This window comes from Streptomyces sp. NBC_01077 (assembly GCF_045162855.1).
In the GTDB taxonomy this organism is placed as follows: Bacteria; Actinomycetota; Actinomycetes; order Streptomycetales; family Streptomycetaceae; genus Streptomyces.
The window spans coordinates 3,016,562-3,030,056 of sequence record NZ_CP108669.1; the positions used below are offsets into that span (position 1 = coordinate 3,016,562).

Genomic DNA, 13,495 nt, shown 5'->3' on the forward strand with positions numbered 1-13,495 from the left:
CACCTGTCCCAATTGTCGTGAACATTCTTGCAGCACGTCCGGTACCAGGAGGCACCTCGATGTCGGTCCCCCAGCCCACCGCCGCGGAGCGCGGTGAGCACATTCTCGCCGTCTTCGACACCGCCTTCGGCGAGCTCCTCGCCGCCGACCCCGCGGCCTTCCGCGTCAAGTTCCGGAAGATGGCCGGCTCCGCCTTCGCCTTCTACCGGGGCACGGCCTGCCTGTTCTACGCGGACCTTGAGCGGGAGGCCCACGGCGGCCCCTACCTGGACGAGCGCACCGGCCGGGTCTGGATCCACGGCGATCTGCACGCCGAGAACTTCGGCACGTACATGGACGCCACCGGGCGGCTGATCTTCAACGTCAACGACTTCGACGAGGCGTACGTCGGCCCCTTCACCTGGGACCTCAAGCGGCTCTCGGCCTCGCTCGCCCTCATCGGCTATGCGAAGGCGCTGAGCGACGAGCAGATCACCCACCTGGTCCGGATCTTCGCGGCGTCCTACCGTGAGCGGATCCACTCCCTCGCGACCGGCGCGAAGAACGACGAGCTGCCGCCGTTCACGCTGGACACGGCCGAGGGCGCGCTGCTCGACGCGCTGCGCGACGCCCGCTCCATGACCCGCTTCGGACTCCTCGACTCGATGACGGAGATCCGGGACTTCGAGCGCCGCTTCTCCGCGGGCGGCGGCTCGATCGAACTGGACGCCGCCGCCCGGTACAAGGTCCTGGCGGCCTTCGACGGCTATCTGGAGACCCTGCCGGAGTCCAGCCTCTCCCGCCCCGACTCGTACCGGGTCAAGGACGTCGTCGGGCGGCGCGGGATCGGCATCGGCTCGGCCGGCCTCCCCTCCTACAACATTCTCCTGGAGGGCAACAGCGACGCCCTGGAGAACGACGTCGTGATCTACCTCAAGCAGGCGCAGACCCCGGCGGTCTCCCGCCATGTGACGGACGCGGCCGTACGGGAGTACTTCCAGCACGAGGGACACCGCACGGTGATCTCGCAGCGGGCGCTCCAGGCCCACGCCGACCCGTGGCTCGGCTGGACGGAGCTGGACGGCGCCGGGCAGCTGGTCGCGGAGGTCTCGCCGTACGCGGTGGACCTGGACTGGTCGGACATCGACGACCCCCAGGACATCGCGGCCACGGTCGCCGACCTGGGCCGGGCGACGGCGACCATGCACGCGGCGGCGGACGACTCCAGCGGGCACTCGCTCGTGCCGTTCTCCACGGAGCGGGCCATCGACGCCGCGATCGCCGCCGACGAGGAGGGCTTCGCGGACCTCCTGGTGGACTTCGCGCACAGCTACGGGGCACGCGCGCGGGCCGACCACCAGATCTTCGTGGACCTCTTCCGCAACGGCCGGATCCCGGGGCTGTAGGGACCGCCGGGACCGTTCACAGACTCCCTTTAGGGACGTCTTACGGACCGACATGGGACACTCCACGACGATGGACATGGCAGGGACGCAGCTGAGGGCGCTGCGGGCGGCGTTCTTCACGGCACTGGTCGTGACGCTGTCCGTGGCGTCCCACGTGCTGCTCTCGCGCGTGCCGCTGCCGCTCGGGACGGTCGTCCCGGTCGCGGTCGGTGTCTTCGCCGTGGCGTACGCCCTGGCGGGCCGCGAGCGGGGCCTCGGCCCGATCGCCGGGCTCCTCGTCCCGCTGGAGCTGGCGGCGGACACGCTCTTCACCAGCGGCCAGGCGGTCTGTTACGGCGCTGCCGGCGGCCCGGTCGCCGGTTCGCTGCGCGCGGTGGGCGTGGAGGTGTTCTGCGGCGGCGCCGTCGGCACCCCGCTGCCCGGTGTGGCGGCCCCCGAGAGCGGCACCGCCGCCGCCCTGCTCGACTCCCCCGACCCGGCGCTGCCGTGGCTGCTGCTCCTGGCCCATGTGGGCGTCGGGCTCTTCGCGGCCGTCTGGCTGCGCGGCGGGGAGCGGGCCCTCGCCCGGCTGCTCGGCGCCGTGGCCGCCCTCGCGTTCCGGCCGCTGCTCCTGGTGGCGGCCTTCTTCCGTACCGGTGGTCCGGCGCCGCGGCGCGCCGGGCGGCCCGAGGGACGGCCCCGGCCCTCCCGCACCCGGCTCCTCACGCACTCCGTGGGACTGCGGGGACCGCCGTGCCCGCGATTCGCTCTCGTCTGAGCAGCGCGATCACACAGGCACGCGGTACCCCTCTCCTCCTCACTCCCACGGAGATCACGATCATGAGTGCACGCAACAACCAGGCCAACAAGGCTGCCGCCCGCGAGCGTCTGCGCGTCGAGCGCGAGCGCCAGGCGAAGAAGGACCGGGCGCGCCGGCAGCTCGTCGTCGGCGTCTCGGCCGTGGCCGTCCTGGCCGCCGCCGGCGGCATCGGCTACGCCGTGGTCCAGTCGAACAAGCCCTCCCAGTGGGAGGCGGCGGCGAAGGCGACCACCGTGACCGCCCCGAAGAACACCACGGGCACGAACGGCACGACCGTCGTCGTCGGCAAGTCGACCGCGAAGAAGACCCTGGAGCTGTACGAGGACTCGCGCTGCCCGGTCTGCGCGACCTTCGAGCAGTCCGTGGGCTCCACGGTCGAGAAGGACGTCGAGGCCGGCAAGTACAGGATCAAGTACGTCGGTGCCACCTTCATCGACGACGCCGCCACGGGTGAGGGCTCGAAGAACGCCCTCTCGGCGCTCGGCGCGGCCCTGAACGTGAGCCCCGAGGCCTTCCTGAAGTACAAGGGAGCGCTCTACTCGGCGGACTTCCACCCCGAGGAGAACGACGACAAGTTCGCCGAGGACTCCTACCTCCTCAAGGTGGCGGACTCGGTGCCGGCCCTCAAGGGCAACGCCGAGTTCAAGAAGAACGTCGAGAACGGCACGTTCGACGCCTGGGCGATGAAGATGTCGAAGGCCTTCGACGACAGCGGGGTGACGGGCACCCCGACCCTGAAGATGGACGGCAAGCCGGTGACGGTGGCGGGCACCGACAATCCGCCGATGACGCCGGCCGAGTTCACCACCGCGATCGACACGGCCCTCAAGGGCTGACGCCGCTCCGCTCCTCCGACCCGCCTCCTCGGCGGGTCAGAGGTGGCGGGTCAGAGGAGGCGGGTCAGGGAGCGAAGGAGAGCATGCGGGGCTCGTGCCGGGCGTCGTCGCCGCTCAGACCTGCGGGCGTGATCACGAGCCGGTCGCCCACGTAGGCGTTCTCCCCGACGACCCCCATCCCGAACTCGAGCCGCGCGGTGGACGCGGGGAGCCGCAGCATGTCCTTGACCGTGTCCGCACCGCCGGGGCCGACCCTGAAGACGCGTCCGGGGGCACCGAGGGTGCCCGGCTGGTAGACGAATCCCGTCCTGCCCGGTCCGACGCGCAGGGGGAAGTAGCCGTACGAGGTCCCCTCGGCCTTCACACCCCAGACCAGTTTCCCGGTGCCGAGGTCGTAGGCGCCGACGCGGTCGGTGCCGCCCAGGAGCACGAGGCCCCCGCCGACGAAGGCCTCCCGGCACGACTGGGCGTTGCCGCTGGTGTCCACGGAGTCACCGCAGTGGGTGAATCCCTTCCCCCGGGGGTCGATGGTCCTGCTGACCTTGCCGTCGGGTCCGAGGGCGACGACCCGCCAGTCCTCGGCGGACTTCTCCTTGTACACGGTGGTGATCACGACCGGATCGACGGAGAGCACCTGCCCGACCTGCCGGCCCGGCTCGGTCCGCTGGCGCCACCGGACCTTGCCCGTCGCCGGGTCGAGCTCCCGGACCTGGCTGTACGCCTTCTCCAGCGAGGTGATCGCGCAGTCCGCGATCACCAGCAGCCGGCTGCCGCCCGCCACCCTGCCCGGGTAGCACTTGCCGGGGTTCTCCATGGGGATGTCGTACAGCTTCCTTCCGTCCGCGACGCGGTACGCGGCGGCCTTCAGGCTCTGGACGATCGCGAAGGTGCCACCGCTGACGGCGCTGTCCACCATGATCGTGCCGTCCCCCGAGCCCGTCTCGGTCAGCTCCTTGCGCCAGCCCGCCCTGCCGGTACGCAGGTCGATCATCTGGAGCTGGTTGCACCGGGCACCGGTCCAGGCCTCGACGTTCTGGAGCACGATGACGACCCGGCCGTCGGGGGTCGCGTTGACCGGGGTCTCGCAGACGGGGGTCGGGAGGGCGACGCTCCACAGCTGGGCGCCGTCGCTGAGCCGGTGGGCGACGACCCTTTTGTAGATGGCCTGGACGGCGGTGTCGCCGACGATCCAGAGGTCCTCGGTCGGGATGTTCCGGTGGGGCAGGTCGGTGCGGTCGTCGACGATCCAGGCGCTCGCCTCGCCGGACCGGCGCCGCTGCGCGATCTCCGCGGTGGTGGGGATGCGGGTGGGCGAGGGGGTGGGACGCGCGGTCGTCCTCGGCGGTGCCGTGGTCGTCTTCGGCGGTGCCGTGGCCGGCGGGGCGCCGCTCTCCGGTCCGGCGCGGTCCGACCCGGAGCGCTCACCGAGGACGTAGGCTCCGGCGCCGACGAGGAGTAGCAGCGCGAGGGCCGCGCCGATCAGCGGCCACCGGCGGCGGCGTGGGCGAGGCGGTGGCGGGCCGTAGCCCTCGGGGGCGTACGGATTGTCCGGTACGGGCCAGGACGGCGGATGGTGCCTGTACCAGGGCTCGTGCGACTGCGACATCCGGTTCCCCCCGTGACGTTGCGAGCGGCCTCCCTCTGGAACTGCTTCACGGGAAGCCGTTCTGATCCCGAGTCAGGTTAGCGACCTCCTGGGCGGCCCCTCCGCTGCGGGGGTGCGACCGGCGGGCGACGGCCCGGCGAACTTCCGGGTATCACCTGCCCATCGGGCCTACCAGTCAGTAATCTGACTGCCCGTGACCAGTCGTTTCATATCCTCCGCCCCCACTCGGCGCACGGTCGTCAAGGCCGCCGCCGTCACCGCCGTCACGGCGCCCGCCCTCCTCGGCGCGGCCACCACGGCCCACGCGACCCCCGGGGCACCCGCGTTCCTCCACGGCGTCGCCTCCGGCGACCCGCTGCCCGACGGCGTCCTGCTCTGGACGCGCGTCACCCCCACCCCCGAAGCAGCGCCCGGCTCCGGCCTCGGCCCGGACCTGCAGGTCGGCTGGGAGCTCGCCGAGGACCGCGCCTTCGCGCGGGTCGTGGCCTCCGGCACGACCACGGCGAGCGCCGGCTCCGACCACACGGTGAAGGCGGACGTCCGGGGCCTGCGCCCGGCGACCTCCTACTGGTTCCGCTTCACCGCGGGATCCACCGTCTCCCCCACCGCCCGCACCCGCACCGCGCCGGCCGTCGACGCGGCCGCGCCCGGCGTCCGCTTCGGCGTCGTCTCCTGCGCGAACTGGGAGGCCGGCCACTTCTCCGCGTACCGCCATCTCGCCTCCCGCGCCGACCTGGACGCGATCCTCCACCTCGGCGACTACCTGTACGAGTACGGGAGCGGCGTCTACCCGGAGGCGAAGTACACCGTCCGGCAGCACGAGCCGCGCCACGAGATCGTCTCGCTGGCCGATTACCGCACCCGGCACGGCAACTACAAGACGGACGCCGACCTCCAGGCGCTGCACGCGGCCCACCCGGTCGTCGCCATCTGGGACGACCACGAGTTCGCCAACGACGCCTGGGCGGGCGGGGCCGAGAACCACACCCCCGGCGCCGAGGGCGACTGGGCGGCCCGGGTCGCCGCGGCCAAGCAGGCCTACTTCGAGTGGATGCCGGTCCGTACCTCCACCGAGGGCACGGTCTTCCGGCGCCTGCGCTTCGGCAAGCTGGCCGATCTGCACCTGCTCGACCTGCGTTCGTTCCGCTCCGCCCCGGCGAAGGCCGGCAGCGGCTCGGTCGACGACCCGGAGCGCAGCATCACGGGCCGCGCGCAGCTCGACTGGCTCAAGTCCGGGCTCGCGGGCTCGGACGCGACCTGGCAGCTGGTCGGCACCTCGGTGATGATCTCGCCGGTCGCCTTCGGTGCCCTGCCCGCCCACCTCCTGGAGCCGCTCGCCGAGCTGATGGGCCTGCCGAAGGAGGGGCTCGCGGTCAACGTCGACCAGTGGGACGGCTACACGGACGACCGCAAGGAGCTGCTCGGGCACCTGACCTCGCGGGCGATCCGCAACACGGTCTTCCTGACCGGCGACATCCACATGGCCTGGGCCAACGACGTACCCGTGAAGGCGGCGACGTATCCCTTCTCGGCGTCCGCCGCGACCGAGTTCGTGGTCACCTCGGTGACCTCGGACAACCTGGACGACCTGCTGCACGTGGCCCCGGGGACGCTCTCGGTGGTGGCCGCGGGCGCCGTCAAGGCCGCCAACCGGCATGTGAAGTGGGTGGACATGGACCACCACGGCTACGGCGTGCTCGACGTGACCGCCGAGCGCTCGCAGATGGACTACTACACGGTCTCCGACAAGGCGGATCCGGACGCGACGACGGCCTGGGCGCGCTCGTACCGGACGCTCAGCGGTACGCAGCGTGTCGAGCGGGTGTACCAGCCGGTCCGCTGATGTTTTCCTGACGGTTCATCATGGGCGATTTTCAGCCATGATCTCTTCTGTTAACGGGAGATCACATCGCTACGGCGGGTGGCCGGTTTCGGAGATCGAATCCGGACACACCACCCGCCTCCGTCACCTCACCTGTTACGTCGAGATCTCAAACTCCGGGAACGGCGCAAGAATTTCTTCCCGATGACCCGAATTGCCCCATGGATGATTGGGCTTGATCACTCCTCAACAGTGTCTGACATGGACGCGTAATCTCCCCGGCGTGGCGGAGGAAGTTCCTCCCCCCACCCCCCACGAGGAGTCACCATGCGTGCTCTTGCCCGTATATCCCCGCGTATGTCACGTCGGATGCTCGGTACGGCTGTCATGGCCGGAACCCTGGCCCTTGCCCCGCTCTCCGCTCCGGTCGCGAGCGGAACCACCACGGCCACCCTGGCCGGCGCGTCGGCCGAGGAGTGCGCCGACGGCACCGCCGACGCCACCGCTCTTTCCGGCGCCCGCAAGGCGCGCGGCGCCGACAGCCACGCCGCCGAGCCGAACGAGGTCACGGCCGCCAAGGCCGCGGCCATGGACGCCGACTTCAAGAAGAAGCTGTCCGCGGCCCGTTCCGAGGCCCGCCTCGGCGCCTCCGCCGGCAGAGCCGCCGCGGTGGTGAACATCCCCGTCTACTTCCACGTCATCCACTCCGGTACGACGGGCAAGCTCTCCGCGACCGCGATCAACAACCAGATGAACGTCCTGAACGCGGCCTACTCGGGCCAGGGCACCGGCAACGTGAACTCCAACTTCCAGTTCACGCTGGCCGCCACCGACTACACGGACAACGCCTCCTGGTACAACCTGTCCTCCGGCTCCACCGCCGAGAAGCAGATGAAGCAGACCCTCCGCAAGGGTGGCGCGGGCGCGCTGAACTTCTACACCGCGAACCTGGGCGGCGGCCTCCTCGGCTGGGCGACCTTCCCGTCCTCGTACGCCTCGAGCCCGTCCATGGACGGTGTCGTCGTCCTCGACGCCTCGCTCCCGGGCGGCTCCGCGACCAACTACGACGAGGGCGACACCGCGACCCACGAGGTCGGCCACTGGATGGGGCTCTACCACACCTTCCAGGGCGGCTGTAACGGCGCCGGCGACTCCGTGGCCGACACCCCGGCCGAGAAGACCCCCGCCTACGAGTGCCCGACCGGCCGTGACTCCTGCACCAGCAAGGCCGGCGTGGACCCGATCCACAACTTCATGGACTACACGTACGACGCCTGCATGTACCAGTTCACCTCGGGCCAGGTGACCCGGATGAACGACTACTGGACGGCGTACCGCGCCTGATCCGGCCGAACAGAGGTGTGGCCCCCGGGGGAACTCCCCCGGGGGCCACACCCGTTCGACACGGTCCTACAGATCCTCGATGAAGGCCAGCGCCACCGACCAGGTCTGCTCGGCCGCCTCCTCGTCCCAGTCGGGCAGCTCCGGGTCCGTGAACACGTGCCCCGCGCCCGGGTAGCGGTAGATCTCCACATCCGCCCCCGCCTTGCGCATCTGGAGGTACCAGGACGACAGCCAGTCGTGCGTCTCGAACGGGTCGGGATCGGCCACGTGCAGCTGCACGGGCAGCTCGTCCACCGAGGCCGACTCCGCGAGGTCCGAGGTGCCGTGGAACAGCAGCAGCCCGCGCGCCTTCTCGTCCCCGAGCGCCAGGGTCTGCGCGATCGAGGCCCCGAGGGAGAGGCCCATGTAGACCAGGCCGCGCTCGGAGTACGGCGCGGCGGCGAGGACCGCCCGCTTCAGCAGCTCGTCCTTGCCGATCTCGTCCCGGAGCTCCACGCCCTCCTCGACCGTCCCGACCGTCCGGCCCCCGTAGAGGTCCGGGGTCCAGACCTGGTGCCCGGCAGCGCGGAGGCGCTCGGCAGCGGCCGCGACGGAAGGGGTCAGCCCGTAGGCCGAGTGGAAGAGCATGATGTCCATGCGTCCCATCCTGCCACCCGGCCCGCGGGGCACCGGCCTCACCGCATGCTGCGCACGTCCAGCTGCCGCAGCACCCGGTCCACCACCTCCGGATCGGCGCCCGGCTCGCTGCGGGCCGAGAGCACCTCGTGCCGGGCGGCCGACATCAGCTCCCGCTGGATCCGCTGCACCGCCTTGAACCGCTTCGTCCGCTCGACGAACGCGGCCCTCCGCTCCTCGTCGACCATGTCCGGACTGATCCGCGCCCCGATGTCGTACGCCCCGCGCAGCAGCCGCTCCTGGACCTCCTCGGGCAGCTCCTCGACCTCCTCGATCTCCTTGAGCCTGCGCCTGGCGGCCTTCGCGGCGCGGATGGCCAGATCTCGCTCAAGGGCCCGCTCGGCGTCCGCGTCGGCCCGTACGCCGAGCCGTTTCACCAGCCACGGCAGGGTGAGGCCCTGGAAGACGAGCGTGGCGATGATCACGCAGAAGGCGATGAAGATGATCTCGTCACGGCCGGGGAAGGGCGAGCCGTCGTCGGTGCGGAGCGGGATGGCGAGCGCGAGCGCCACCGAGGCCACTCCGCGCATCCCCGCCCACCACATGACGATGGTCTCCCGCCAGCTGGTCGGGATCTCCTCGTCGATGTCCCGGCGGGTGTGCAGCCGTTTCGCGAGCCAGGTGGCCGGAAGCAGCCACAGCAGCCGGACGCCGACGACCACCCCGACCACGGCGGCGCCCCAGCCGAGCATCTCCCAGCCGCGCCCCTCGGCCACGCCGAAGACATGAACGAGTTCGAGGCCGATGAGGCCGAAGGCGATACCGGTGACCAGGGTGTCGACGATCTGCCAGAACGTCTGACCGGCGAGCCGGCCCATGACGTCGTCGGCGTCGGCCGCGTGCTCGGCGAGGAAGAGCGCGGTGACCAGGACGGCGAGGACGCCGGAGCCGTGCAGCTCCTCGGCGAGGACGTAGCTCACGAAGGGCACGAGGAGGGTGAGGCCGGTCTGGAGGGTGGCGTCGCCCAGGAGCCCGATGAGCTTGTTGGCGAGCCAGCCGAGCGCCAGACCGAGGACCATGGCGACCACCGCGGACAGGACGAGTTCGCCGACCGCCTCGGGCCAGGAGAAGGAGCCGCTTACGGCGGCGCCGATGGCCACGTGGTAGAGCACGATCGCGGTCACGTCGTTGAAGAGGCCCTCGCCCTCCAGGATCGACACGAGCCGCCGCGGCAGCCCGAGCGAGCCGGCGACGGCGGTCGCCGCGACCGGGTCGGGCGGAGCGACGAGGGCGCCGAGCGCGATCGCGGCGGCCAGCGGGAGACCGGGCACGAGGGTGTTGGCGACCGCGCCGACGGCGGCCGTGGTCACGAACACGAGGGCGACCGCGAGCAGGAAGATCGGCCGCCTGTTGGCCGCGAACTGACGCCAGGAGGTGCGCTGCACGGAGGCGTAGAGGAGCGGCGGCAGCACCAGCGGGAGGATGAACTCCGGCGGGACCTCGACGTTCGGTACGAAGGGCAGGAAGGCCAGCGCGATCCCGATGAGGGTCATCAGGACGGGCGCGGGCAGTCCGAGCCGGTCACCGAGGGGGACGGTGAGCAGGGCGCCGAGCAGCAGCAAGAACAACAGGGCCAATTGATCCACGGGCACACCCTGCCACGTATGTCCGTTTTAGCTGCGACTGCCCCCTGTGCACGCCCGCACGCGGCGGGTGTCAGGGGCAGCAGGCGCCACCGGTACCGCTACAGCGAGCGCCTCATGGCCCGGTGCGGCATGTCCGCGTCCGGGAACTCGGGGCCGTACGCCTCGTAGCCGAGCCGCTCGTAGAAGCCGAGCGCGTGGGTCTGCGCGTGCAGGTCGACGGCGGACAGACCGCGCTCGCGCGCCACGACCTCGATTCCCCGCACGAGGGCCGCGCCGACGCCGAGACCGCGCGCGGCCTTGGAGACCGCGAGCCGGCCGAGCGAGCCCACCGAGGCGTCTGAGCCGGTCTTGCCGACCGCGTCCGCCCCGAACAGCAGACGGCCGGTGCCCAGCGGCAGGCCGTCCTCGCGCAGGGCGAGGACGTGCACCGCGGTGGCGTCGTACGTGTCGTACTCCAGCTCCTGCGGGACGCCCTGCTCCACGACGAAGACCTCGCGGCGGACCGCGAAGCAGGCCTCCCGGTCCTCGGCGCCGAGCGCCTCACGGACGCTGTACGCGGTGCTCACTGGCTCTCCGCCGCGATCCGGTCCAGGGCCTTCTGGAGGTCCTCGGGGTACGTGCTGGCGAACTCGACCCACGAACCGTCGCCCGGGTGCTCGAAGCCCAGCCGGACGGCGTGCAGCCACTGCCGGGTCAGACCCAGGCGCTTGGCGATCGTCGGGTCGGCACCGTAGGTGAGGTCACCGACGCAGGGGTGGCGGTGGGCGGACATGTGCACCCGGATCTGGTGGGTGCGGCCCGTCTCCAGCTTGATGTCGAGCAGCGAGGCCGAGCGGTACGCCTCGATGAGGTCGTAATGCGTGACGGAGGCCTTGCCGTCGGCGGTGACCGCCCACTTGTAGTCGTGGTTGGGGTGCCGGCCGATGGGGGCGTCGATGGTGCCGCTCATCGGGTCGGGGTGACCCTGCACCAGCGCGTGGTAGCGCTTGTCGACCACGCGCTCCTTGAACTGGCGCTTGAGCGAGGTGTACGCGTACTCCGACTTGGCGACCACCATCAGACCGGAGGTGCCGACGTCGAGGCGGTGCACGATGCCCTGGCGCTCGGCGGCGCCGGAGGTGGAGATGCGGTACCCGGCGGCGGCGAGGCCGCCGATGACCGTGGTGCCGGTCCAGCCGGGGCTGGGGTGCGCGGCCACGCCGATCGGCTTCATGATGACGACGATGTCGTCGTCGTCATGGATGATCTCCATGCCCTCGACGGGCTCGGCGACGATCTGCACGGGCGCAGCCGCGCCGGGCATCTCGACCTCGAGCCACGCGCCGCCGCTCACCCGCTCGGACTTGCCGACGACGGAGCCGTCGACCTGGACCTTCCCTGCGGCGGCCAGCTCGGCCGCCTTCGTACGGGAGAACCCGAACATACGGGCGATGGCGGCGTCGACGCGCTCGCCCTCCAGGCCATCGGGAACGGGCAGCGTGCGGATCTCGGGACTCGTACTCACTCGTCGAGTATGCCTTGTGCCGGACGCACTCGGTTCTGGGCTCAGTCCTTGTGGACGGTGCCGTCGGGGTCCAGACCCCGGAACGACAGGATCACAATGAGGATGCCGCCGCAGACGATCGCCGAGTCGGCGAGGTTGAAGACGGCGAAGTGCGCGGGGGCGATGAAGTCGACGACCGCGCCCTCGAAGACGCCCGGGGAGCGGAAGATCCGGTCCGTGAGGTTGCCCAGCGCGCCGCCGAGCAGCAGACCGAGCGCGATCGCCCAGGGCAGGCTGTAGAGCTTCCGGGCCAGCCGGATGATCACGACGATCACGGCGGCCGCGATGCAGGTGAAGATGATCGTGAAGGCCTCGCCCATGCCGAACGCCGCACCCGGGTTCCGGATGGCGTCGAAGCGCAGCAGATCGCCGACCACCCGGATCGGCTCGCGGCCCTCCAGCTTGGCGACCACGAGCATCTTGCTGCCCAGGTCGAGCAGGTAGGCGAGCACGGCCACGACGAACAGGGCGAGGATCCTGCGCCTGCCCCTGGGCCGCTCCTCGGGAGCGGCCGACCCGTCGTCGGGCGTGGCCGCAGCGTCGGCGGCCACCGTCTCGTCGGAGGAAGCCGGCTCCTCGGCCCCTGCTGAATCCGGCGTACCGATGATGCGCTCCGCCTCTGCCACGTGAGTGAGTCCCTCGACCTCGATGCCTGACCGTGCCCCGAGGGTACGGCACAGGCGTGCGAGACCGGCAGCCGAGATCGCCGGCCGCGCCGCTCCCGATCGACGGCCGCGCCGCCCCGGCCCGTCAGCCGCGCCGCTCCTGTCGCTGCTTGTCCTCGACGCAGAGCGTGGCGCGGGGGAAGGCCTGCATCCGCGCCTTGCCGATCGGCTTCCCGCACACCTCGCAGAGGCCGTACGTGCCGGAGTCGAGCCGTTCCAGGGCGTGCTCGGTCTGTTCCAGCATCTCCCGGGCGTTGGCGGCCAGGGCCAGCTCGTGCTCCCGGGTGATGTTCTTGGTGCCGGTGTCGGCCTGGTCGTCCCCGGCGCCGTCGCCCGAGTCCCGCATGAGGCCGGTGAGCTCCTCCTGGGAGTGCGCGAGCTCGCTGCGGAGCCGCAGCACCTCGGACTGGAGCTCGTTACGGGCCTCGGTGACCTCTGCGGGGGTCCATGGGTCCTCGCCGGGACGCACCGCGAGCTCACCGGTACGGGCGGGAGGCACGGCGGCCTCGTCGCCGGCGGTCGTGACGCCCCCCGCGGTCTTCTTCGCTGCCACCGTCCTGGCTCCTGTCTGCTTCTTGGCGGCGGGCGCCTTCTTGGCGGCCACCTTCTTCGCCGCGGCCTTCTTGGCGGGCGTCTTCCTGGCGGCGGCCTTGGGGGCAACCGTCTCCCCGGCGACCGGTTCCGCGGCGACCGACGCGTCGGTCGCCGCCTTCTTCCCGGCGGTCTTCTTCACGGCGGTCGTGTTCGCCGTTCTCTTGGCGACCGCCTTCCGGGCGGCGGGCGTTTCCCTCGCGACCGTCGGCGGCTCCGCGACCGTCGTCTTCTTCCCGGCCACGTCCTTGGCGCCCTCCGCCGAACCGGTGGAACCGGCGGCCGAGGGCTTCTTCGCGGCGGTCTTCTTCGCCACCATGTCGCGGCCCCTTCACATTTTGTGATCTTGCTCGCGAATCGTGCTGGGACGATAAATCGGCCCAAGGCCCGCGGCAACGGGGCACGCCGCCGTTCCCACCCGCCCCCCGCACCCCTCGGGGCAGGCCTGCCTCCGTTGTGCCCAGCTCCCCGCCGGGTAATCCGTCCCACCCCTCCCCCACATGGCCGCACACCAAGTCCGAGCCGCCCCTATGGCCATTCGGGTCACGGGAAAACCGGTCTGCCACCCTGCGTCGGGCCCCGTACACTGGGCCTAGCGAAAGGCTTGGATGGGGACGAGTAGCGTCGTACGCAGTCATGAGCG

Annotated in this window: 12 protein-coding genes; 5 read left to right on the forward strand and 7 right to left on the reverse strand. The window is 71.3% G+C overall.

What is annotated here, in order from left to right; genetic code table 11:
• Positions 1–59 precede the first annotated feature (59 nt).
• From OG462_RS13455 to OG462_RS13465, 3 genes are all read left to right on the forward strand, one after another.
• Positions 60–1,385 carry a DUF2252 domain-containing protein gene (locus OG462_RS13455; RefSeq protein ID WP_406057643.1) on the forward strand — a complete coding sequence of 442 codons (1,326 nt, stop codon included), beginning with the start codon at positions 60–62 and terminating at the stop codon, positions 1,383–1,385.
• A 70-nt stretch (positions 1,386–1,455) separates the two neighbouring features.
• The gene (locus OG462_RS13460; RefSeq protein WP_406066526.1) at positions 1,456–2,142 is read left to right on the forward strand and encodes a hypothetical protein; all 687 of its coding nucleotides are present in this window, start codon (positions 1,456–1,458) and stop codon (positions 2,140–2,142) included.
• Between the two features lie 62 nt (positions 2,143–2,204).
• Complete coding sequence (locus tag OG462_RS13465; RefSeq protein ID WP_406057645.1) at positions 2,205–3,020, forward strand: thioredoxin domain-containing protein; 816 nt, start codon at positions 2,205–2,207, stop codon at positions 3,018–3,020.
• A gap of 64 nt (positions 3,021–3,084) precedes the next feature.
• Here OG462_RS13465 and OG462_RS13470 read toward each other — a convergent pair whose 3' ends face one another.
• Positions 3,085–4,626, reverse strand: a complete 1,542-nt coding sequence (locus OG462_RS13470; RefSeq protein ID WP_406057646.1) for a PQQ-binding-like beta-propeller repeat protein — start codon at positions 4,624–4,626, stop codon at positions 3,085–3,087.
• A gap of 193 nt (positions 4,627–4,819) precedes the next feature.
• On the opposite strand from OG462_RS13470, the gene OG462_RS13475 reads away from it, so the two are divergent.
• Together OG462_RS13475 and OG462_RS13480 are read left to right on the forward strand one after the other, a co-directional pair.
• Entirely contained in the window at positions 4,820–6,469 is a 1,650-nt protein-coding gene (locus OG462_RS13475) for an alkaline phosphatase D family protein (RefSeq protein WP_406057648.1), read from the forward strand.
• A gap of 336 nt (positions 6,470–6,805) precedes the next feature.
• Positions 6,806–7,792, forward strand: a complete 987-nt coding sequence (locus OG462_RS13480; protein ID WP_406057650.1) for a zinc metalloprotease — start codon at positions 6,806–6,808, stop codon at positions 7,790–7,792.
• Positions 7,793–7,858: 66 nt separating this feature from the next.
• Here the strand turns inward: OG462_RS13480 and OG462_RS13485 are convergent, their stop codons facing one another.
• The 6 genes from OG462_RS13485 to OG462_RS13510 form a co-directional block, all read right to left on the reverse strand.
• The gene (locus OG462_RS13485) at positions 7,859–8,437 is read right to left on the reverse strand and encodes a dienelactone hydrolase family protein (RefSeq protein WP_406057652.1); all 579 of its coding nucleotides are present in this window, start codon (positions 8,435–8,437) and stop codon (positions 7,859–7,861) included.
• A gap of 29 nt (positions 8,438–8,466) precedes the next feature.
• Positions 8,467–10,053: a Na+/H+ antiporter gene (locus OG462_RS13490; RefSeq protein WP_406057654.1), complete on the reverse strand. Its 1,587-nt coding sequence runs from the start codon at positions 10,051–10,053 to the stop codon at positions 8,467–8,469.
• Positions 10,054–10,151: 98 nt separating this feature from the next.
• Positions 10,152–10,619 carry a GNAT family N-acetyltransferase gene (locus OG462_RS13495; RefSeq protein WP_406057656.1) on the reverse strand — a complete coding sequence of 156 codons (468 nt, stop codon included), beginning with the start codon at positions 10,617–10,619 and terminating at the stop codon, positions 10,152–10,154.
• Positions 10,616–11,557, reverse strand: coding sequence for an RluA family pseudouridine synthase (locus OG462_RS13500; protein WP_266890835.1), 942 nt, complete (start codon positions 11,555–11,557; stop codon positions 10,616–10,618). Before OG462_RS13500 ends, OG462_RS13495 begins: the two co-directional genes overlap by 4 nt.
• Before the next feature lie 41 nt (positions 11,558–11,598).
• The gene (gene lspA, locus OG462_RS13505; protein WP_406057658.1) at positions 11,599–12,222 is read right to left on the reverse strand and encodes a signal peptidase II; all 624 of its coding nucleotides are present in this window, start codon (positions 12,220–12,222) and stop codon (positions 11,599–11,601) included.
• Between the two features lie 124 nt (positions 12,223–12,346).
• Positions 12,347–13,171, reverse strand: a complete 825-nt coding sequence (locus tag OG462_RS13510; RefSeq protein WP_406057659.1) for a TraR/DksA C4-type zinc finger protein — start codon at positions 13,169–13,171, stop codon at positions 12,347–12,349.
• Positions 13,172–13,495: the final 324 nt, after the last annotated feature.